18 protein-coding genes are annotated in these 17,076 nt (G+C 73.9%); 11 read left to right on the top strand and 7 right to left on the bottom strand.

Features of this window, described 5'->3' with window-relative positions; all coding sequences use genetic code 11:
• Positions 1–6 precede the first annotated feature (6 nt).
• The 4 genes from CSC62_RS00715 to CSC62_RS00730 all read left to right on the top strand — a co-directional run bounded on the left by CSC62_RS00715 (position 7) and on the right by CSC62_RS00730 (position 3,179).
• On the top strand, positions 7–867 hold the full coding sequence (locus CSC62_RS00715) for a L,D-transpeptidase family protein (protein WP_425501969.1): 861 nt from the start codon (positions 7–9) through the stop codon (positions 865–867).
• Positions 864–2,132 carry a dicarboxylate/amino acid:cation symporter gene (locus CSC62_RS00720; RefSeq protein ID WP_162404238.1) on the top strand — a complete coding sequence of 423 codons (1,269 nt, stop codon included), beginning with the start codon at positions 864–866 and terminating at the stop codon, positions 2,130–2,132. The genes CSC62_RS00715 and CSC62_RS00720 overlap by 4 nt, the downstream gene beginning before the upstream one ends.
• A 90-nt stretch (positions 2,133–2,222) precedes the next feature.
• Positions 2,223–2,720, top strand: a complete 498-nt coding sequence (locus tag CSC62_RS00725) for a hypothetical protein (RefSeq protein ID WP_162404239.1) — start codon at positions 2,223–2,225, stop codon at positions 2,718–2,720.
• A gap of 147 nt (positions 2,721–2,867) precedes the next feature.
• Positions 2,868–3,179, top strand: coding sequence for a hypothetical protein (locus CSC62_RS00730; RefSeq protein ID WP_162404240.1), 312 nt, complete (start codon positions 2,868–2,870; stop codon positions 3,177–3,179).
• On the opposite strand, the gene CSC62_RS00735 is transcribed toward CSC62_RS00730, so the two are convergent.
• Entirely contained in the window at positions 3,176–5,383 is a 2,208-nt protein-coding gene (locus tag CSC62_RS00735; RefSeq protein ID WP_162404241.1) for a glycoside hydrolase family 3 N-terminal domain-containing protein, read from the bottom strand. The two genes, CSC62_RS00730 and CSC62_RS00735, sit on opposite strands and share 4 nt — an antisense overlap.
• A 201-nt stretch (positions 5,384–5,584) precedes the next feature.
• On the bottom strand, positions 5,585–5,926 hold the full coding sequence (locus tag CSC62_RS00740) for a BON domain-containing protein (RefSeq protein ID WP_162404242.1): 342 nt from the start codon (positions 5,924–5,926) through the stop codon (positions 5,585–5,587).
• 203 nt (positions 5,927–6,129) lie between these two features.
• On the opposite strand from CSC62_RS00740, the gene CSC62_RS00745 reads away from it, so the two are divergent.
• On the top strand, positions 6,130–7,173 hold the full coding sequence (locus CSC62_RS00745) for an oxidoreductase (RefSeq protein WP_162404243.1): 1,044 nt from the start codon (positions 6,130–6,132) through the stop codon (positions 7,171–7,173).
• Positions 7,174–7,226: 53 nt separating this feature from the next.
• Here CSC62_RS00745 and gnd read toward each other — a convergent pair whose 3' ends face one another.
• Complete coding sequence (gene gnd / locus CSC62_RS00750; protein WP_162404244.1) at positions 7,227–8,132, bottom strand: phosphogluconate dehydrogenase (NAD(+)-dependent, decarboxylating); 906 nt, start codon at positions 8,130–8,132, stop codon at positions 7,227–7,229.
• 166 nt (positions 8,133–8,298) lie between these two features.
• Between gnd and CSC62_RS00755 the strand changes: the two genes are divergently transcribed.
• Entirely contained in the window at positions 8,299–9,771 is a 1,473-nt protein-coding gene (locus tag CSC62_RS00755) for a GGDEF domain-containing protein (protein WP_162404245.1), read from the top strand.
• 7 nt (positions 9,772–9,778) lie between these two features.
• On the opposite strand, the gene CSC62_RS00760 is transcribed toward CSC62_RS00755, so the two are convergent.
• Complete coding sequence (locus CSC62_RS00760; RefSeq protein ID WP_162404246.1) at positions 9,779–10,165, bottom strand: cupin domain-containing protein; 387 nt, start codon at positions 10,163–10,165, stop codon at positions 9,779–9,781.
• A 191-nt stretch (positions 10,166–10,356) separates the two neighbouring features.
• Here CSC62_RS00760 and CSC62_RS00765 point away from each other — a divergent pair, with 191 nt between their 5' ends.
• The 4 genes from CSC62_RS00765 (at position 10,357) to CSC62_RS00780 (ending at position 12,783) form a co-directional block, all read left to right on the top strand.
• The gene (locus CSC62_RS00765; RefSeq protein ID WP_162404247.1) at positions 10,357–11,214 is read left to right on the top strand and encodes a transglutaminase-like domain-containing protein; all 858 of its coding nucleotides are present in this window, start codon (positions 10,357–10,359) and stop codon (positions 11,212–11,214) included.
• A 59-nt stretch (positions 11,215–11,273) separates the two neighbouring features.
• Positions 11,274–11,462 carry a hypothetical protein gene (locus tag CSC62_RS00770; protein ID WP_162404248.1) on the top strand — a complete coding sequence of 63 codons (189 nt, stop codon included), beginning with the start codon at positions 11,274–11,276 and terminating at the stop codon, positions 11,460–11,462.
• A gap of 39 nt (positions 11,463–11,501) precedes the next feature.
• The gene (locus tag CSC62_RS00775; RefSeq protein WP_162404249.1) at positions 11,502–11,936 is read left to right on the top strand and encodes a VOC family protein; all 435 of its coding nucleotides are present in this window, start codon (positions 11,502–11,504) and stop codon (positions 11,934–11,936) included.
• Between the two features lie 247 nt (positions 11,937–12,183).
• The gene (locus CSC62_RS00780; RefSeq protein ID WP_162404250.1) at positions 12,184–12,783 is read left to right on the top strand and encodes a phasin family protein; all 600 of its coding nucleotides are present in this window, start codon (positions 12,184–12,186) and stop codon (positions 12,781–12,783) included.
• A gap of 43 nt (positions 12,784–12,826) precedes the next feature.
• Here the strand turns inward: CSC62_RS00780 and CSC62_RS00785 are convergent, their stop codons facing one another.
• Both CSC62_RS00785 and CSC62_RS00790 read right to left on the bottom strand, forming a co-directional pair.
• A complete protein-coding gene (locus tag CSC62_RS00785) occupies positions 12,827–13,660 on the bottom strand; it encodes a polysaccharide deacetylase family protein (protein ID WP_162404251.1) in 834 nt (277 codons plus the stop codon).
• 63 nt (positions 13,661–13,723) lie between these two features.
• Complete coding sequence (locus CSC62_RS00790; RefSeq protein WP_162404252.1) at positions 13,724–14,998, bottom strand: FAD-dependent oxidoreductase; 1,275 nt, start codon at positions 14,996–14,998, stop codon at positions 13,724–13,726.
• A 130-nt stretch (positions 14,999–15,128) separates the two neighbouring features.
• Here CSC62_RS00790 and CSC62_RS00795 point away from each other — a divergent pair, with 130 nt between their 5' ends.
• Positions 15,129–16,025: an SMP-30/gluconolactonase/LRE family protein gene (locus CSC62_RS00795; protein ID WP_162404253.1), complete on the top strand. Its 897-nt coding sequence runs from the start codon at positions 15,129–15,131 to the stop codon at positions 16,023–16,025.
• Between the two features lie 12 nt (positions 16,026–16,037).
• On the opposite strand, the gene CSC62_RS00800 is transcribed toward CSC62_RS00795, so the two are convergent.
• Entirely contained in the window at positions 16,038–16,994 is a 957-nt protein-coding gene (locus CSC62_RS00800) for a DUF1684 domain-containing protein (protein ID WP_162404254.1), read from the bottom strand.
• Positions 16,995–17,076 lie beyond the last annotated feature (82 nt).

A 17,076-nucleotide genomic window follows, 5' to 3' on the forward strand; every position in this document is an offset into this window, starting at 1 on the left:
CTGCCGATGGCGTCGCCGCACCACCGCCTTTCCCGCCATGGCCTGCACGCGCCGCGACCGCGGTGGCTGCGGCTCGCCGCCCGGCTTTCGCTGGCCGCCACCGCCACGCTCGCCGGCACCCTGGCCGCGGCCCCGGCCACCGGCCCCTTGCACGATGCCCGGCAGCTGGTGGTCGTGGTCACGTCCGACTGGGACGCCAGCCAGGGACGCCTGCACCGGCTGCAGCGCTCGGGCGAGACCGCGCCGTGGATCGAGCTGGCGTCCTTCGAGGTCGGCATCGGCCGCCAGGGCAGCGCCTGGGGCAGCGGCCTGCATCCGGCCGGCGATGAGGACCGCGGCCCGCGCAAGCGCGAGGGCGACGGCCGCAGCCCGGCCGGGGTGTTCGCGCTCGGCCCGGCCTTCGGCTATGCCGCGCAGGCCGACAGCGGCCTGCCCTACCTGCCGATGCAGGCCAGCCACTGGTGCATGGACGTGCCCGCCTCGCCGCTCTACAACCGGATCGTCGATGCGCGCGAGGTCGGCGCGGCGGCGGTGGCCGGTTCCAGCGAGCCGATGCGCCTGGACCTGCACAAGGACGGCGACCCGCGCTATCGCCTGGGCTTCGTGATCGAGCACAACCCCGGCAACGTGGCCGGGGACGGCAGCTGCATCTTCGCCCACCTGCGGCGCCGGCCCGGCGAGACCACCGCCGGCTGCACCGCGATGGACGAGGCCGACATGCAGGCCCTGCTGGCCTGGCTGGATCCGGCGCGGCAGCCGCGCTTCGTGCTGCTGCCGGAAGCCCAGTACCGGCGCCTGGCCGGTGCCTGGGGCCTGCCGCCGCTGCTGCCGGCCGCCGACACCGCCGCCGCGGAGCCGGCGCCATGAGGTGGCCCGGCGCCACCGCGCGCGTATTGCTGGCGCTGACCGCCGGCGCGGTCCTCGGCCTGGCCCTGGCCCACTGGCATCCGCAGGCCGCCGCGACCGCCGCCGGCATCGCCCAGCCGATCGGCCGGCTGTGGCTGAGCGCCCTGCAGATGACTGTGGTCCCGCTGGTGCTGGCGCTGGTGGTGCTGGGCGTGGCAAACGCCTCCGACGCCGCCGCCTCCGGCCGGGTGGCGCGGCGGGCGATGCTGGTGTTCGTGGCGATGCTGTCGCTGTTCGCCGGCTACGCCGCGCTGGTGGCGCCGGCCCTGCTGTCGCTGGTGCCGCGCGATCCGCAACTGGCCGCGACCCTGCAGGGCAGCCAGGCCGCGGTCGAGGCCGGCGCCGCGCCCTCGCTGGCGCAGTGGATCGGCGGCGCGATCCCGTCCAACGCGGTGATGGCCGCCGCCCAGGGCGCGATGCTGCCGCTGGTGGTGTTCGCCCTGTTCTTCGGCTTCGCCCTGACCCGGGTCGAGGCCGAGCGCCGCGCCCAGGTGATCGGCCTGTGCCACGCCGTGGCCGACACCATGATCGTGATCGTGCGCTGGGTGCTGCTGGCCGCCCCTCTGGGCGTGTTCGCGCTGATGCTGGCGGTGTGCGCCCAGGCCGGGCTGGGCGTGGTCGGCGCCCTGGCCGGCTACATCGTCCTGCAGTGCGGGATGTACCTGGGCGCGACCGCGCTGTGCTACGCGCTGGTGGCGGTATTCGCCGGGCGCTCGCCGCTGGCTTTCGCCAAGGCCGTACTGCCGGTGCAGGTGGTGGCGGCTAGCACCCAGTCCTCGCTGGCCACCCTGCCGGCGATGCTGGAGGCCGCGCGCGACCGCCTGCACCTGCCGCGGCCGGTGGCCGCGCTGGTGCTGCCGATGGCGGTGACCCTGTTCCGGATCACCAGCCCGGTGCAGTACGTGGTCGCCGCCGCGTTCGTGGCCTGGGCCTACGGGATCGAGCTGACCGCGGTGCAGCTGGCCGCGGGCGCGGCGCTGGCGGTGGTGATCAGCCTGGGCTCGATCGGCCTGCCCGGCCAGGTCAGCTTCATGGCCACGGTCATGCCGGTGACCCAGTCGATGGGCCTGCCGGTGGAACCGCTGGGCCTGCTGCTGGCGGTGGACACCATCCCCGACGTGTTCGCCACCACCGGCAACGTCACCGGCGACCTCGCCGCGACCGCGATCGTGGCCCGGCGCAGCACCGACGCCGGCGACGCTTCCACCCCGCCCGCCACCGACTGAACGCGGCCCGCGCGCGCTCACGCCCGGGTCACCGCCGCCGCGGAAGATTGGCCTCGTCCCCGCCGCGGTCCGGCGGGCAGGAGCCCGACCATGAAGCACCGGCGCATCTACGCCAGCCCCAACCTCGCCGCCGCCCAGGCCGCGCTCGGCGCCGCCCGCGACACCGGGATCGACCCGGACGACCTGTCGCTGATCGCCCGCTCGGACATCGAGATGGACGCGGTCCCCGACAACCTGCGCGAAGCCCACACCGACATGGTGCCGGCCGCCCTGCGCGGCGCGGCCGGCGGCGGCGCGGTCGGCCTGGTCGCCGGCCTGGTCGCCGTCGCCGTCCCGCCGCTGGGCATCACCCTGGCCGGTGCCGGCCTGATGGCCGCGGTCGGCGCCCTGGTCGGCAGCTGGTCCTCGGCCCTGGTCGGCGCCACCGTGCCCGACCCGGTTCGGCGCCAGTTCGAGGATGCGATCCAGGCCGGGCAGATCCTGCTGGTGGTCGATGCCGAGGAACCGGCGCTGGACGCGGCCGAAGCGGCGGTCCTGCGCGCCGGCGCCACGCCACTGCCCTACGAGGCGCCCAGCGCGGTCAGCTGAGCGTCCGGGGCACGCCGGCGATTGCCACTGCGGTCGCCCTGCGCCCTTGCCGTCTTAACGGGATTTGAGCAAGCGGCTGGTTACGGTGGCCAGGCAAGCCACCGGCTTCACCCGAAGTTCCCCTCAGTCGACAGCGAGGAGGCAAGGATGGGCAGTCAACAGCACGGCAGCGACGCGACCGGTTCCGCCCCGGCGGATCCTTTTCCCGACAGCGACTACTGGCGCGACCGGCTCGCGCGCGAGCCCTACTACCGCCACGGCGAAGACTACGACGACTACGCCGCCGCTTACGAGGCCGGCTGGCTGGCCCGGCGACGACGACCGGACAGCGATTTCGCCGCCCAGGAAGCGCGCGTCCGCCACGAATGGGAAGCCACCAAGGGCGTGTCCCGGCTGCAGTGGGAGCGCGCCCGGCACGCCGCCCTGCGGGCGTGGGAGCGGGCCGCGGACGAGCCTTAGCCGCGGGCGGCATCCTGCGGCGGCAGCAGCTCGAAGCGCGCCGGCGCGCCGGCCACGGAGGATGGCGCGATCCATACGTCGAACGCGCCCGGCTCCGCGCCGTGGCTGACGTCGGCACGGGTGAAGGCCAGCTGGGCCCGCGACAGGGCGAACACCACCTCGCGCGATTCCCCCGGCTGCAGCTCCAGCTTGCGGAAGCCCTTCAGCTCCCGCACCGGCCGCACGCGGCTGCCGACCCGGTCGTGCAGGTACAGCTGCACCACCTCCTCGACCGCACGCGTGCCTGCGTTGCGCACCGTCGCCCGCACCTCCAGGGTGCCGTCCCAGTCCAGCACCGGTGCGGACACCGCGGTGGGTCCGTACTCGATCCGCGCATAGCCCAGGCCATGGCCGAACGGATACAAGGCCGTGTTCGGATGCTCGCGCCAGCGCGCCTTGAACTCCGACATCTCCGGCGTCTCCGGACGCCCGGTGCGCGGATGGTTGTAGAAGAACGGCTGCTGCCCCGAATCGTGCGGGAAGCTGACCGGCAGCCGCGCCGATGGGCTGTAGCCGCCGTACACCACGTCGGCCACCGCATGCCCGGTCTGGCTGCCGAGGAACCAGGTCACCAGGATCGCCGCCGCATCGCGCACCGCGCCTTCCAGCGCCAGCGCCCGGCCGTTGCGCAACAGGACCACCACCGGCGTGCCGGTCGCCGCCACCGCCTCGGCCAGGGCCTGCTGCGCCGGCGGGATCACGATCCGGGTGCGCGACTGCGCCTCGCCGCTGTAGCGCTGCGGCTCGCCGACCGCCAGCAGGACCACGTCGGCCGCGCGCGCGGCCGCCACCGCCGCTTCGATCCCGCCTTCCAGCGGCGCTTCGAGCCCGCAGCCGTCGACCACCTCCAGGGTGCTGCCGGCGGGCAGGCCGGCGCGCAGGCCTTCTTCCAGGGTGACGTAGCGCGTCTTGTCGCCGAACAGGGTCCAGCAGCCCTCGATGTTGTCGCGGTCGCGCACGAACGGGCCGATCGCGGCGATCCGCTGGCCGCCGCGCAGGGGCAGCACGTCGGCCTCGTTCCTGAGCAGGACGATCGAGCGCCGCGCCGCATCGCGCGCCAGCGCTTCGTGCGCCGGCAGCTGCGAGACGTCGGACTCGCGCGCCGGATCAAGCGACCGGTAGGGATCGTCGAACAGGCCGACCGCCGCCTTCAGCTCCAGCACCCGCCGCACCGCCGCGTCCAGCGCGGCCATCGGCACCTGCCCGGACTCGACCAGCGCCGGCAGGTGCGCGGCGTAGAAGCCGCTCTGCATGCTCATGTCCATGCCGGCGGAGAACGCGCGCAGGGTCGCGTCGCGGTCGTCGGCGGCGTAGCCGTGCGCGACCAGTTCCATGTCGGCGGTGTAGTCGGACACCACCACCCCGGGGAAGCCCCACTGCTCGCGCAGCAGCCCGGTCAGCAGCGCGTGGTTGGCACTGGCCGGCACCCCGTTGATGTCGTTGAACGCGGTCATCACCGCCAGCGCGCCGGCGTCGAGCGCGGCCTTGAACGGCGGCAGATGGACGTCGCGCAGGGTGCCCTCGGCGATCTCGACGTAGTTGTATTCCATGCCCGCGGCCACCGCGCCGTAGCCGACGAAGTGCTTGGGGGTGGCCAGCAAGGAATCGGCCGCGCGCAGGTCCGCGCCCTGGAAGCCGCGCACCCGCGCGGCGGCGAAGGCGCAGCCGAGGAAGGTGTCCTCGCCGGCGCCCTCGGCGCCGCGGCCCCAGCGCTGGTCGCGGGCGATGTCCACCGCCGGCGCGTAGGTCCAGTGGATGCCGGCGGCGGTGGCCTCGATCGCAGTGGCGCGCGCGGTGCGGTACGCCAGTTCCGGCTCGAAGCTGGCCGCCTCGCCCAGCGGGATCGGGAACACCGTGCGCATGCCGTGGATCACGTCGGCGGCCAGGATCACCGGGATCCCGAGCCGGCTCTCCTCCACCGCCACCCGCTGGATCTCGCGCCCCTGCGCCGCGCCGACGCCGTTGAACAGCGAACCCACGCGCCCGGCGCGCACCTGCTCCAGCACTTCGCCGGCGTTGCGCACGTTGTTCTCGGGATTCACGTCGGGCGCGAACGGCCGCACCATGTCGGCGAACACGCCCAGTTGGCCGACCTTCTCCTCCACGGTCATGCGCGCGAGCAGGGATTCGACGCGCGGGTCGGCGGGCTTCGCGGCGTTGGGCATCGTTCCGTGGCGTGGGCGGGGAATGGCCACCGATTCTAGCGGAGGCATGGCCCGGCCAGCAGCGCCCGTGGATGTGGATGCGGTTGTAACGTTCCAGTTCGACGCGTGCGGGACACGCACGAGAAAGCGGCGCGGAGCCGAAGCCCCGCGCCGCCCGGTGCCCCGTCGTCACTCCGGGGCGCCATCAAGCGACCGCGTCGATCAGTTGGCCGACACGACCAGCTTGGAGGCGTCGACCTTGGACACGCCCTCCACGGCCGCGGCGATCCGCTTGGCCTTGTCGATCTGGGCCTGGCTGCTGGCGGTGCCGGTCAGGAACACCACGCCGTTGACCGTATCGACCTCGATCTTGGTGCCGGACACGTCGTTGTCGGCGAGCAGGCTGGACTTGACCTTGGTGGTGATCCAGGTATCGCCGACCGGCTGCGCCGATTCGGCCTCGGCCGCGGTCTTCTTCTCCGGCTTGTCCTCGTTGGCCAGCGCCGCGCCGGAGAACATGAAGGCGGCCAGGGCGGCGGCGAGGATCGAAACGTTCTTGCGCATGGTCGTGCTCCTTGCGGTGGGTGTGGGCGCAGTGTTGGCCGCCGCGCGTACAGCAGCGGTGAATGCCGGCGTGAAGGTTGTGCAGGATTCAGCGCGATGAGAGGCGCTTCACGCGCGCGGCATCCGGCGGATGCACGGCCCGCCATGCAACGGTTGCCCGTACGCGTCGGCCCGCGTGTAATGCCGGGCCACAGGAGATGCCCATGACTGACACCCTCGACGTCGCCCTGCTCGGCTACGGCCTGGCCGGCCGCGTGTTCCATGCGCCGCTGATCGCCGCCACGCCAGGCCTGCGCCTGCACACCGTGGTCTCCAGCGACCCGGGCAAGGTCGCTGCCGATCATCCGCGGGCGCGGGTCGTGGCCGATCCGGCGCAGGCCTTCGCCGATCCGGCGATCGCGCTGGTGGTGGTGGCCACCCCCAACCACACCCATGCCCCGCTGGCGCTGGCCGCGCTGGCCGCCGGCAAGCACGTGGTGGTGGACAAGTCCTTCGCCCTCGACGTCGCCGAGGCCGAAGCCATGACCGAGGCGTCCCGCCGCGCCGGTCGCGTCCTGTCGGTGTTCCACAACCGCCGCTGGGACGCCGACTTCCTCGCCCTGCGCGCCCTGCTCGACGCCGGCGCCCTGGGCGAGGTGGCCGAGCTGCACTCCCATTTCGACCGCTTCCGCCCGCAGGTGCCCGACCGCTGGCGCGACCGCGCCGGCCCCGGCGCCGGCCTGTGGTACGACCTCGGCCCGCACCTGGCCGACCAGGCGCTGCAGCTGTTCGGCCCGCCGCTGGCGGTGCAGGCCGACCTGGCCTGCCAGCGCGAGAACGCCTCGGCTCCCGACTACTTCCACGTCCAGCTGCGCTACCCGCGGCTGCGGGTGCTGCTGCATGCCGGCTCGCTGGTGCCCGGCCACGGCCTGCGCTTCGCCGTGCACGGCAGTGGCGGCAGCTGGACCAAGCATGGCCTGGACCCGCAGGAGGACGCCCTGCGCGGCGCAGCTGCGCCCGTCGGCCCCGGCTGGGGCCTGGACCCGCGGCCCGGCATCCTGCTGCAGCCCGATCCCGACGGCAGGGTGCGCGAAGTCCCGTCACCCACCCCGCGCGGCGACTATCCCGCCTACTACGCCAAGCTGCGCGACGCGATCCTGCACGGCGCCCCGCCCCCGGTCACCCCGGAGGAAGCGCTGCTGACGATGCGCCTGATCGAAACCGGCATCGCCAGCCACGAACAGCGGCGGGAGCTGCCGTTCGCCTGAAGTTGCCAGCCAAACCCGAGGCTTGTGCCGTTGCTACGGACAGCGCGTGAAGGTCACCCGCGCTTCACCCCGTGCCCGCCGAAACGGTCGCGCAGGGCCGCCAGCATCTTGTCGGCGAATGAATCCTTCTCGCGCGAACGCAGGCGTTCCAGCAACGACAGCGTGATCACCGGCGCCGAGACGTCCAGCTCGATCGCCTCGGCCACCGTCCAGCGGCCCTCGCCCGAATCGGCCACGTACGGCGCGATCCCCTCCAGCCCCGGATTCTCCTGCAAGGCCTCCGCGCCCAGGTCCAGCAGCCACGAACGGACCACGCTGCCGTGCCGCCAGATCTCCGCCAGCTGGGCCACGTCCAGCGCCAGCGACTCCTTGCGCTGCAGGATCGCGAAGCCCTCGGCGTAGGCCTGCATCATCCCGTACTCGATCCCGTTGTGGATCATCTTGGCGAAGTGGCCGGCACCGCTCGGACCCACATGGCCCCAGCCGCGGTCCGGCGCCGGCGCCAGCGCCTGGAACAGCGGCGCCAGCCGCGCCGCCGCCGCCGCATCGCCGCCGACCATCAGGCTGTAGCCCTCGGCCAGGCCCCAGATCCCGCCGCTGGTGCCGCAGTCCAGGAAGTCGATCCCGTCCTGGCGGCAGGCAGCCGCACGGCGCTGGCTGTCCTGGTAGCGCGAATTGCCGCCGTCGACCACCGCATCGCCGGGCTGCAGCAAGGGCCGCAAGGCCTCCAGGGTCGCATCCACCGGCGCGCCAGCCGGCACCATCAGCCACAGCACCCGCGGCGCCGGCAAAGCGGCCACCAGCGCCTCCAGCGATTGCGCCGTCTCCAGGCCATCGGCCTGGAGCGCCTCGCGCGCCGCCGGGCCCGGATCGAAACCGACCACGCGGTGTCCGCCCTGGTGCAGGCGCCGGGCCATGTTCGCGCCCATCCGCCCCAGTCCGATCATGCCGATGTCCATGCGTCTGCGCTCCTGCCGGGATCAAAGGGCGCCCAGCCTCGCATGCCGCGGCCGCGATGGCACGCCGGAGGCCGGAGCTAAATCCGCGTGCGCCACGGCCGCTAATCGGACATCCTTCCCGCCGCGCGGTGCCTCCGCGCGCCCGACGGCAACCGGAGCCTTGCGCATGGCCATCGCCCGTGGCCCTTCCTCTCCCCACGGCAGTCCCCCCGATCCCGGCGCCCCGCTGGCCGCCGCCCGCGACCCGAGTGCCCTGCTGCCGGCCTTCGCCGACGGCATGGCTCTGCTCCCGGGCGAACTGGGCGACCTCGGCAAGCGCCTGCAGTCGGCCGTCCGCGGCGAGGACTGGACCACCGGCGCCCGGGTCCTGCGCCAGTTCCTGGAGAAGTACCTGGTCGGCTTCGCGGTCACCCTGGACAACCCGGGCGCGGCCGCCGGCGAGTCGGAGCAGCTGCGCGAACTGCTGCGCCAGGCCGTCGGCGTGGCCCTGGCCTCGCTGTTGCAGCCGCTGCCGCAGCTGGCCGACGAGTCCACCGCGCTGGGCACCGCGCTCAAGCAGTGGCAGCCCGGCAAGGACCTGGCGCCGCTGGCGCGCCGGGTGCGCGAGCTGTGCCACCAGGTCGGCGTGCACGCCGGCGACGCGGTCGAGCAGCAGGCGCTGATGCTGAGCCTGTTCGACCTGCTGCTGGAGAACCTGGACGAACTGCTGGACGACGGCAGCTGGCTGCAGGGCCAGGTCGCGGTGGTGCGCGAACTGCTGGCCGGCAGCCCCGACCGCCAGACCCTGGAGGCCACCCGCCAGGGCCTGCGCGAACTGGTCTACCAGCAGGGCCTGCTCAAGCGCGGCATCGCCGACTCCAAGGACGCGATGCGCACGATGATGGTCTCCTTCGTCGAGCGCCTGGACGGGATGACCGCCAGCACCGGCCAGTTCCAGAGCCGGCTGGAGGCGCACATGCAGGCGATCCGCGAGGCGCGCACCGTGGCCGACCTCGGCCACCGCCTTGAGGACGTGCTGGACGACACCACCCGCCTGCAGGAGCAGGCCCTGCGCTCGCTCGAGCAGATGCGCACCGCACGCGAGGAGGTGGACGCGGCCGAGGCGCGGGTGCGTGAGCTGGAATCGCAGCTGCGCGACGTCAGCGAGCTGGTCGCCACCGACCCGCTGACCGGCGCCCTCAACCGCCGCGGCTTCGAGGACCTGTACGGGCGCGAGCTGGCCCGGGCCGAGCGCGAGGGCCATCCGCTGGCGCTGGCGGTGCTGGACCTGGACAACTTCCGCAGGCTCAACGCCGACCACGGCCATGCCGGCGGCGACGCCGCCCTGCGCCACGTGGTCGAGGTGGTCGCAGCCTGCCTGCGCGCCACCGATGCGCTGGCCCGCTTCGGCGGCGAGGAGTTCGTCCTCCTGCTGCCGGACACGCCGCTGGCCGAGGCGGTGGAGACGGTGCAGCGCCTGCAGCGCGCGCTCGCCGCCCAGCCCCTGCGGCACGAGGGCAAGCGGGTCGCGGTGCACTTCAGCGCCGGGGTGGCGGTACGCAACCTGGGCGAGGACCGTGAGAACCTGGTCCGCCGCGCCGACCGCGCGATGTACGAAGCCAAGGACGCCGGCCGCAACCGGGTGGTCGCCGCGCGCTGAGCGGCGGTCACCTCGCCTGGCCGGAACCGGCCGCGGCTCGCCGGCCGCGGCGCGGGGCGCGTCCGGCCGGCCGTTCCTCCCCGCCGTCCGTGTAGGCCGGCGGCGCATAGAAGTTCACGGTCCGCAGGGGCGTGCGCCCGGTGTTGCGGATCTCGTGCGCCTCGCCGCGCTCGATCAGCAGCAGGCTGCCGGCCGCCAGCCGCCGGCGCGCGCCGTCCACGATCGCCAGGCCGCTGCCGGAGACCACGTACAGCCATTGCTCGGCGCCGCGGTGGCGGTTGTCCGGCCCGCCCTCGCGGCCGCCGGGCGCGATCACCATCTGCGCGGCCTGGACCCCGCGGCAGTCCCACAGCACGCGGAAACCGCGGCCGAAGCGCAGGCGGCGATGCTGCATGCGGGATCTCCTCAGTTCTTGCCGGAAAACGTAGCCAGCAGAGCCGCGCGCACGTCGCCGCGCGGTGAACGCACGCCCGCGCATGGATGCGGTCCGTCGCGTCGGCGACAGCCGGACCGGGATTTTTCACGCCGGATTGCGCCCGCCCCCGCTTCAATCGGTTCTCCCCCCGCCCACCAGCAGGCACGCCGATGCTGATCCGCCTCGGTTTCGAGATCGCCTACCGCTTCGTCCAGCCCACGCCGATGGTGGTGATGCTGGACATCCACGGCTCGCGCCACCACGACATCCTCGCCCTGCAGCCCTTGCGCGGCCAGCCGGACGTGCCTTTGCGCCAGTACCGCGACGGCTTCGGCAACACCTGCACCCGGCTGCTGGCCCCGGCCGGCCTGCTGACCCTGAGCGCCGACGCCATCGTCCGCGACAGCGGCCTGCCCGACCGCCAGCAGGCGGACGCGATGCAGCTGCCGGTGGAGGCGCTGCCGGACGACACCCTGCTGTTCCTGCGCGGCAGCCGCTACTGCGAGACCGACGCGCTGATGCAGTACGCCTGGGACCAGTTCGGCCACGTCGCCCCGGGCTGGGCGCGGGTGCAGGCGATCTGCGACCACGTCCACGCCCGCCTGCGCTTCGGCTACCCGTTCGCCGACGCCAGCCGCGGCGCGGTGCGCGCGCTGGAGGAAGGCCGCGGGGTGTGCCGCGACTTCGCCCACGCCGCGATCGCCCTGTGCCGCTGCATGAACATCCCGGCGCGCTACTGCACCGGCTACCTCGGCGACATCGGGGTGCCGCCGGTGGACGCACCGATGGATTTCTCGGCCTGGTTCGAGGTCTGGCTGGACGGCGACTGGCACACCTTCGATGCCCGCCACAACGTCCCGCGGATCGGCCGGGTACTGATCGCGCGCGGCCGCGACGCCGCCGACGTGGCCATCAGCAGCACCTTCGGCCCCAATGCGCTGGAGCGCTTCCACATCTGGACCGAGGAGACGACCAGCGCCGGCCTGGACGCCTGCGCCGAGCCCTTGCCGCTGGCCCTGGCCGGGTGACGGCCGGCCGGGTGACGGCCGCGCCGCATGGCGCCTCCCTACCGCACAGGAGCGAACCGATGCCCCGCAAGCACGACGAACCGACCCTGAACCCGCCCGCCGGCCGCGACGCGCCGGCCACGCCCGCCCGCTACCGCAACGACCGCGCGCGCTGGAAGGAGCACGACATGCCCGACGCCGACCGCGACCGCAACCACGCCGTCCCGGAGGACTACGAGCGGCCGATCCCGCCGCCGCCGCGGCGGTGATAGCTTCGGCATCCCCTTCCCCGCCGGAATCGCGCCGACATGGAAACCCAAGAACTGCATCGCGGCCGCCTGATCGATCACCTGCAGTTGGTGGTCCGCGACCTGGACGCCAGCCGCCGCTTCTACCAGGCCGTACTGGACGTGCTGGGCGTGCCGATCGGCGGCGAAGGCGAGGACTGGTTCTGGGCCGACGAGCTGTTCGTCTCCAGCACCGGCAGCGAGGCCGCGCTGGGCCGGCCCACCGGCCGCCACCACCTGGCGTTCCAGGCCCGCGACCGCGCCGCGGTCGAGGCCTTCCACCGCGCGGCCCTGGCCGCCGGCGGCCTGGACAACGGCGCGCCGGGCGAGCGGCCCTACCACCCCGGCTATTACGCCGCCTTCGTGCTCGATCCGGACGGCAACAACATCGAGGCCGTGTACCACGGCCCGGCCGAGCGCAGCGCCGATTCGGTGCGGGTGAGCTTCGCCGACTGACCGCGGCGGCGCACGCGGCGCCGGCCGCCCCGCGCGCACCAGGCCGGCGCCGGGCACTTCTATCCCGCCTTCCGCCTGTCCGCCGGTGGCCATCGGCCGTTCGCCGCCATGCCGTTGCCTGCGGCCACGCCAGCGGCTAGCGTGGCGCTGCCGGCCCCGTGCCCGCCGCGCCGCTCCCGGACCGCGGCCCCGCCACACGTTCCACCGGTCCGGCCATGCCTTACCTCCATCCCCCGAGGATTCCCGCATGAAAGACCCGACCGGACTTCCCCTCGCGCTGTACCACGCCAACACCGGGCTGCAGGCGCGGATCGGCGCCCTGATCCAGGACGGCAGCCGCTACTGGCTCGAGTTCGGCCAGCGCCTGCTCAACGACGGCATCGTCGAAAGCGGCGCCGAGCTGCAGGAACTGCTGCGCACCCAGGACTGGCAGAAGCTGGCCACGCTACCGGCCGAGGCGTTCTGGCGCCAGCTGCAGCAGCGCTTCGGCGACCAGCAGGCCGCCGCCCAGATCGCGGTGGCGGCGCAGACCGCCTTCGCCCGCGGCCTGCAGGACGCCGTGCAGGACTGGCAGCGCGAGACCGCCGAAGCCCTGGACGGCGCCGGCCTGGCCTTCCCGGTCGGCGATCCGGACTGGTCGCGGCTGTTCTCGGCCTGGGAACCGCTGCTCGCCGGCGCCGCGCCGACGGCGAAGAAACCGACCGTGGCAACCGCTGGCAGGCCGGCGGCGAAGCCGGCTCCCGCACGCAAGGCGGCGGCCGGCACCGCGGCGAAGAAGGCGGCCCCGGCGCGCAAGACCGGCGCGCGCAAGGCCACTGCGGCCCGCACGCGCAAGCCGGCCCGCTAACGGATCCGGACAGGCGATGCCGGGCCACCGCCCGGCGTCGCCCTCACTCCTTCGCCGGGTGGTCGCGGACCCAGCGGGCGATGTCCACGAACGGCGCGACCCAGTAGCGGTCGCGGTGCGCGTCCAGCCAGGCCAGCAGTTCCTCGTGCGCCTGCACCGACACGCTCAGGTGATCGCCGCCGATGCCGTGGAAGGTGAAGTTGGCCACGGTGCCGCGGCGCCCGGCCTCCTCCACCTGCGCGATCAGCTGCGCCCCGGTCACGTCCGAAGGCGCATGGATCGGCGCCGCGTAGCGGTCGAAGTCGGCCATCGTGCGCGCCTCGTGCGCGCCGGCGCTGACCTTCATGCCCACGAACAGCTCCCGCAGGCCGTCGACGTATTCGCCGTCGGCGGCGACGCGGTCGCCGCAGGGCGCGGTGAAGGTGCGCTCCCGGCGTCCGTCCAGCGCCTGCAGCAGGGTGTTGGTGGCGCGCACCTGGTCCTGCATCTGTGCGGCGGTGGTGGTGTGCAGGTCGCGGTGCGCCTGGACCCAGTCGCGGCCGGGCTGCGAGCCGTCGCACTGGTGGAACAGGCTGTGGTTGCCCAGCTCGTGGCCGTTGCGCGCGGCCGCGCGCCATTCCTCCATCCGCGACTCCAGTGTGCCGATGCCCGGCGGGACGTAGAAGGTGGCCTTGAAGCCGTGCCGGTCCAGCGCCGGGATGGCGTTGTCCAGCTGCGAGGCCAGGGCATCGTCGTAGCCCAGGCTGACCGCGGCCTTCTTTCCATCCGGCCAGGCGAAGGACCCGGCCTTGTCCGCCGCCCCGGCCGCACCGCAGGCCAACCAGGCCATGCCCGCGAGCGCCCAGCACCCCAGGAATCCGCCCTTGCGTCGCGCCATCCTTCGCCTCCGTTGGTCCGATGAAGGCCGCAGTCTAGCGCCCGCCTGCCCGCGGGAGCCGCGCTACGGCGACGCCTGCTGGAGCTGGAGGCCGGCGCCGGCCGGCAGCTCCGCGCCGCGGGCGAGGGCCTCGACGAACGCCGGTTCCAGCGCCAGGGTGCCGAACAGGCCGCGGCGGGTGCCGGGGAGCACGCGCAGCATCTGCCCGCGGCCGCCGGGCATCCGCCCCAGCGGCAGCATGCCGGCATCGCGCAGCCGGGCCACCGCATCGCGGTCGGACTGGAACAGCGGGGTCAGCCAGCGGCTCCACAGCTGGTAGATCCACACGTGCGCGCGGCGCTCGCGCTGGTAGGCCTGCAGCGCCGCTTCGAGGGTGCCACCCTCGCGCAGGGCGCGCGCCAGCGCCTGCGCGTCCATCAGCGCCATGTTCACGCCCTGCCCCAGCTGCGGGCTCATCGCGTGGGCCGCATCGCCGACCAGCACCGTGCGCCCGCAATGCCAGCGGCGCATGATCGTGTCGCGGTAGCGCGCCCGCGCCAGCTGCGGCGCGGCGGTAATCCCGGCGAACACCGCGGCTGCCTCCGGCCAGAGCCGGTCCAGTTCCTCGCGCCAGGGCGCCAGGCCCTGCACCTCCCAGTCCTCGAACGCGTCGGTGCGCAGGCTCCAGAAGAAGCTCAGGCGCGGCGTCGGGTCGCCGGGACAGCCGCCCACCGGCAGCAGGCCGACCATCCGCCGCGCGGCGACGTAGCGCTGGCGCAGCTCATGGGCGAAGGCCCAGTCGCCGGCCGGCAGCAGGCACCACAGGGCGCCCCAGGGATAGGGCGCGTCCACCCGCGGCGGCGCCACCTGCGCGCGCAGCCGCGAGGCGGCGCCATCGGCCACCACCACCAGATCGAACGGGCCGTGCGTTTCGCCCTCGGCATCGCGCAGCAGCCCGTGCGCGTGGTCCACTTCGACGATCTCGCAGCCGGCGCGCAGGCCGTGGCCGCGCCCGCGCCAGGCCGCATCCAGGATCGAGAACAGCGCCCCGCGCTGCAGGCCGACGCCGTACAGCCGCCGGTCCAGGCCGGCGTAGCGCATGTCCATCACCGCCCGCCCGCAGGGCGTGTCGCCGAACAGCCGCTCCACCCGCGCGCCATGGCGCAGCACCGGCTCCAGCAGGCCCATCTTCCACAGCACCTGCAGCCCGCTGGGCTGGAGCAGGAAGCCTGCGCCGACCGGCCCGGGCCGCGGCACCCGCTCGAACACCGTCACCGCATGGCCGTCCTCGCCGAGCTGTACGGCGGCGGCCTGGCCGGCGCTGCCGTAACCGACGATGGCGATGCGCAGTGGATTCATGAAGTGCGGAAGCCGGCAGCGGAGTCGCCGGCATTCTCGCCGGTCTTCCTGGCGCCCGGAACCCGGAGCCGGCGTCTTCGCCTAGTATCCGGGCCACCGGAACCGCGCCACCCTCCACAGGAGATTGCCGATGACCCGCCTGTCCGCCCGCGTCCTGCTCCTGCTCTCATCCGCATGCACCGGCACCGCCGTGGCCGGGAACGCCCCGCAACTGCTCTGGCAGACCCGCGGCTTCTCCGCGCCGGAATCGGTGGTGTTCGACGCCGCACGCGACGCGTACTACGTCTCGAACATGGCCAGCCGCGGTGAGGGCGCCACCCCGGGCGACGGCTTCATCAGCCGGCTCGACGCGCACGGCAACATCGCCGAGCTGAAGTGGGTGACCGGATTGCAGAACCCCAAGGGCCTGGCCCTGGCCAACGGCCGCCTGTACGCCGGCGACGACGACGCGCTGGTGGAGATCGACCCGGACGCCGGCGCCATCGTCGCCCGCCACGCGCCGGAGGACGGCGGGCCAGCGCTGTTCAACGACGCCACCGCCGACGCCACCGGCAACGTCTACGTCTTCAGCCGCCGCCTGGACACCGTGTACCGGCTGTCCGCCGGCACCTTCGCGCCGTGGGTGAAGGTGGACGTGCAGGCCAGCGGCCGCTTCAACGGCCTGCGCGCCGACGGCGACCGCCTGCTCGCCGGCAGCTGGCAGGTGCCCGCCGCGGACGGCGGCGAGCAGCCCGGCCACCTGAGCACCTTCGCCCTGGCCGACGGCACGCCCGGGCGCATCGGTACCACACCGATCGGGCACATCGACGGGATCGAGCCCGACGGCGCCGGCGGCTGGACCGTCACCGACTTCACCCCCGGCCGGCTGCTGCACGTGGACGCCGAGGGCCGGACCCGGGTGCTGCTGCAGCTGGTCAAGGGCACCGCCGACCACCTCTACCTGCCGCAGCAGCAGCTTTTGCTGATCCCCCTGCTGCTGGAGGACCGGCTGCTGGCCTACCGCTGGGCGCCCGGCGCGGACGACTGACGGCGCCGATCCTCAGTGCGCCCGCGGATAAGTCTTCTCGCCCGCGGCCACGACCAGGTCCAGGCGGTTCTCCGGCGGCGCGAGCGGGCAGACGACGTGGCCGTTGAGCGCGCAGGGCGGGTTCTGGGCCTTGTTGAAGTCCAGCTCCACGGTGCCGTCCATGGCCGGCGCGGCGTACAGGAAGCGCGCGCCGCCGTAGGTCTCGCGGCCGCTGGTGCGGTCGGCGAGGATGAAGAACAGGTCCTCGCCCTCCTTCTCCTGGACCGGCAAAAGGGCAAAGCGGCGGCCGTCTCGTTCGAACACCGCCTGGCCCGGGATCCGCGCCGGCTCCAGGGTACCGTTGCTGGTCACCAGGTCGAGCTGCCGCGGCTCGGGGAACGGCTGCCACTGCGCCCGGATCCGCCACGACGGATCCACCGGGAAATGCGGCACCCCGGCGAACGCCTTCAGCGCCGGCGCCTCCGGATCGCGGAAGCGCCAGCCGTGCACCTCGCCGGTCCTGACCACGTAGAAGCGCTGGCGCCCGGCGTAGATGCCGGTCGGTCCACCCGGCTCGAGCTGGGTCTTCAGCGGCACCGAACCGATCGGTTTGCCGTCCACTTCCAGGCCCGCGCCGGGCGCGGCCTCGAAGCGCAGGGCGCCGGAGGACTGCAGATGCAGCACGCCCCACTCGGCCGGTCCGCCGGGCACGACGATGTCGTTGCCGGGCGCCGAGCCCACTCTGTGCGCGCCGACGGCGACCTGGCCCGAGCCGGTGAAGCTGAGCCAGCCGTTGGGCTTGCGCAGCGCGTCCTCGCGTTCGCGCCGCCACTGCTCGATCGAGGCCAGGTAGGCCGGATCGGCGGCGGTCGACGCAGCCGGGGCCGCCGCGACGACGGAAGGCGGTGCAGCCGGTTCGGGCGCGGGCGAGCACGCGGCCAGCAGGAACAGGGCACCGGCGGGAAGGAAAGATCGGATCGGCAGCGGCATCGGCATCGCACGACGGGGAAAGCCGGCACGATACCGCCGCGCATGGAGGCGCGGCCAATAACCCCGGCCGCGGCGCAGATCA

It is taken from the genome of Pseudoxanthomonas jiangsuensis (assembly GCF_010093185.1).
GTDB lineage: Bacteria > Pseudomonadota > Gammaproteobacteria > Xanthomonadales > Xanthomonadaceae > Pseudoxanthomonas > Pseudoxanthomonas jiangsuensis.

Coding starts and splice junctions, on each gene's coding strand:
- CSC62_RS00785 (WP_162404251.1), bottom strand. CDS start 13,660: ATGGCGCGACGCAAGGGCGGATTCCTGGGGTGCTGGGCGCTCGCGGGC.
- CSC62_RS00715 (WP_425501969.1), top strand. CDS start 7: ATGGCGTCGCCGCACCACCGCCTTTCCCGCCATGGCCTGCACGCGCCG.
- CSC62_RS00720 (WP_162404238.1), top strand. CDS start 864: ATGAGGTGGCCCGGCGCCACCGCGCGCGTATTGCTGGCGCTGACCGCC.
- CSC62_RS00760 (WP_162404246.1), bottom strand. CDS start 10,165: ATGCAGCATCGCCGCCTGCGCTTCGGCCGCGGTTTCCGCGTGCTGTGG.
- CSC62_RS00790 (WP_162404252.1), bottom strand. CDS start 14,998: ATGAATCCACTGCGCATCGCCATCGTCGGTTACGGCAGCGCCGGCCAG.
- CSC62_RS00795 (WP_162404253.1), top strand. CDS start 15,129: ATGACCCGCCTGTCCGCCCGCGTCCTGCTCCTGCTCTCATCCGCATGC.
- CSC62_RS00730 (WP_162404240.1), top strand. CDS start 2,868: ATGGGCAGTCAACAGCACGGCAGCGACGCGACCGGTTCCGCCCCGGCG.
- CSC62_RS00745 (WP_162404243.1), top strand. CDS start 6,130: ATGACTGACACCCTCGACGTCGCCCTGCTCGGCTACGGCCTGGCCGGC.
- CSC62_RS00735 (WP_162404241.1), bottom strand. CDS start 5,383: ATGCCCAACGCCGCGAAGCCCGCCGACCCGCGCGTCGAATCCCTGCTC.
- CSC62_RS00780 (WP_162404250.1), top strand. CDS start 12,184: ATGAAAGACCCGACCGGACTTCCCCTCGCGCTGTACCACGCCAACACC.
- CSC62_RS00725 (WP_162404239.1), top strand. CDS start 2,223: ATGAAGCACCGGCGCATCTACGCCAGCCCCAACCTCGCCGCCGCCCAG.
- CSC62_RS00765 (WP_162404247.1), top strand. CDS start 10,357: ATGCTGATCCGCCTCGGTTTCGAGATCGCCTACCGCTTCGTCCAGCCC.
- CSC62_RS00740 (WP_162404242.1), bottom strand. CDS start 5,926: ATGCGCAAGAACGTTTCGATCCTCGCCGCCGCCCTGGCCGCCTTCATG.
- CSC62_RS00800 (WP_162404254.1), bottom strand. CDS start 16,994: ATGCCGCTGCCGATCCGATCTTTCCTTCCCGCCGGTGCCCTGTTCCTG.
- CSC62_RS00770 (WP_162404248.1), top strand. CDS start 11,274: ATGCCCCGCAAGCACGACGAACCGACCCTGAACCCGCCCGCCGGCCGC.
- gnd (WP_162404244.1), bottom strand. CDS start 8,132: ATGGACATCGGCATGATCGGACTGGGGCGGATGGGCGCGAACATGGCC.
- CSC62_RS00755 (WP_162404245.1), top strand. CDS start 8,299: ATGGCCATCGCCCGTGGCCCTTCCTCTCCCCACGGCAGTCCCCCCGAT.
- CSC62_RS00775 (WP_162404249.1), top strand. CDS start 11,502: ATGGAAACCCAAGAACTGCATCGCGGCCGCCTGATCGATCACCTGCAG.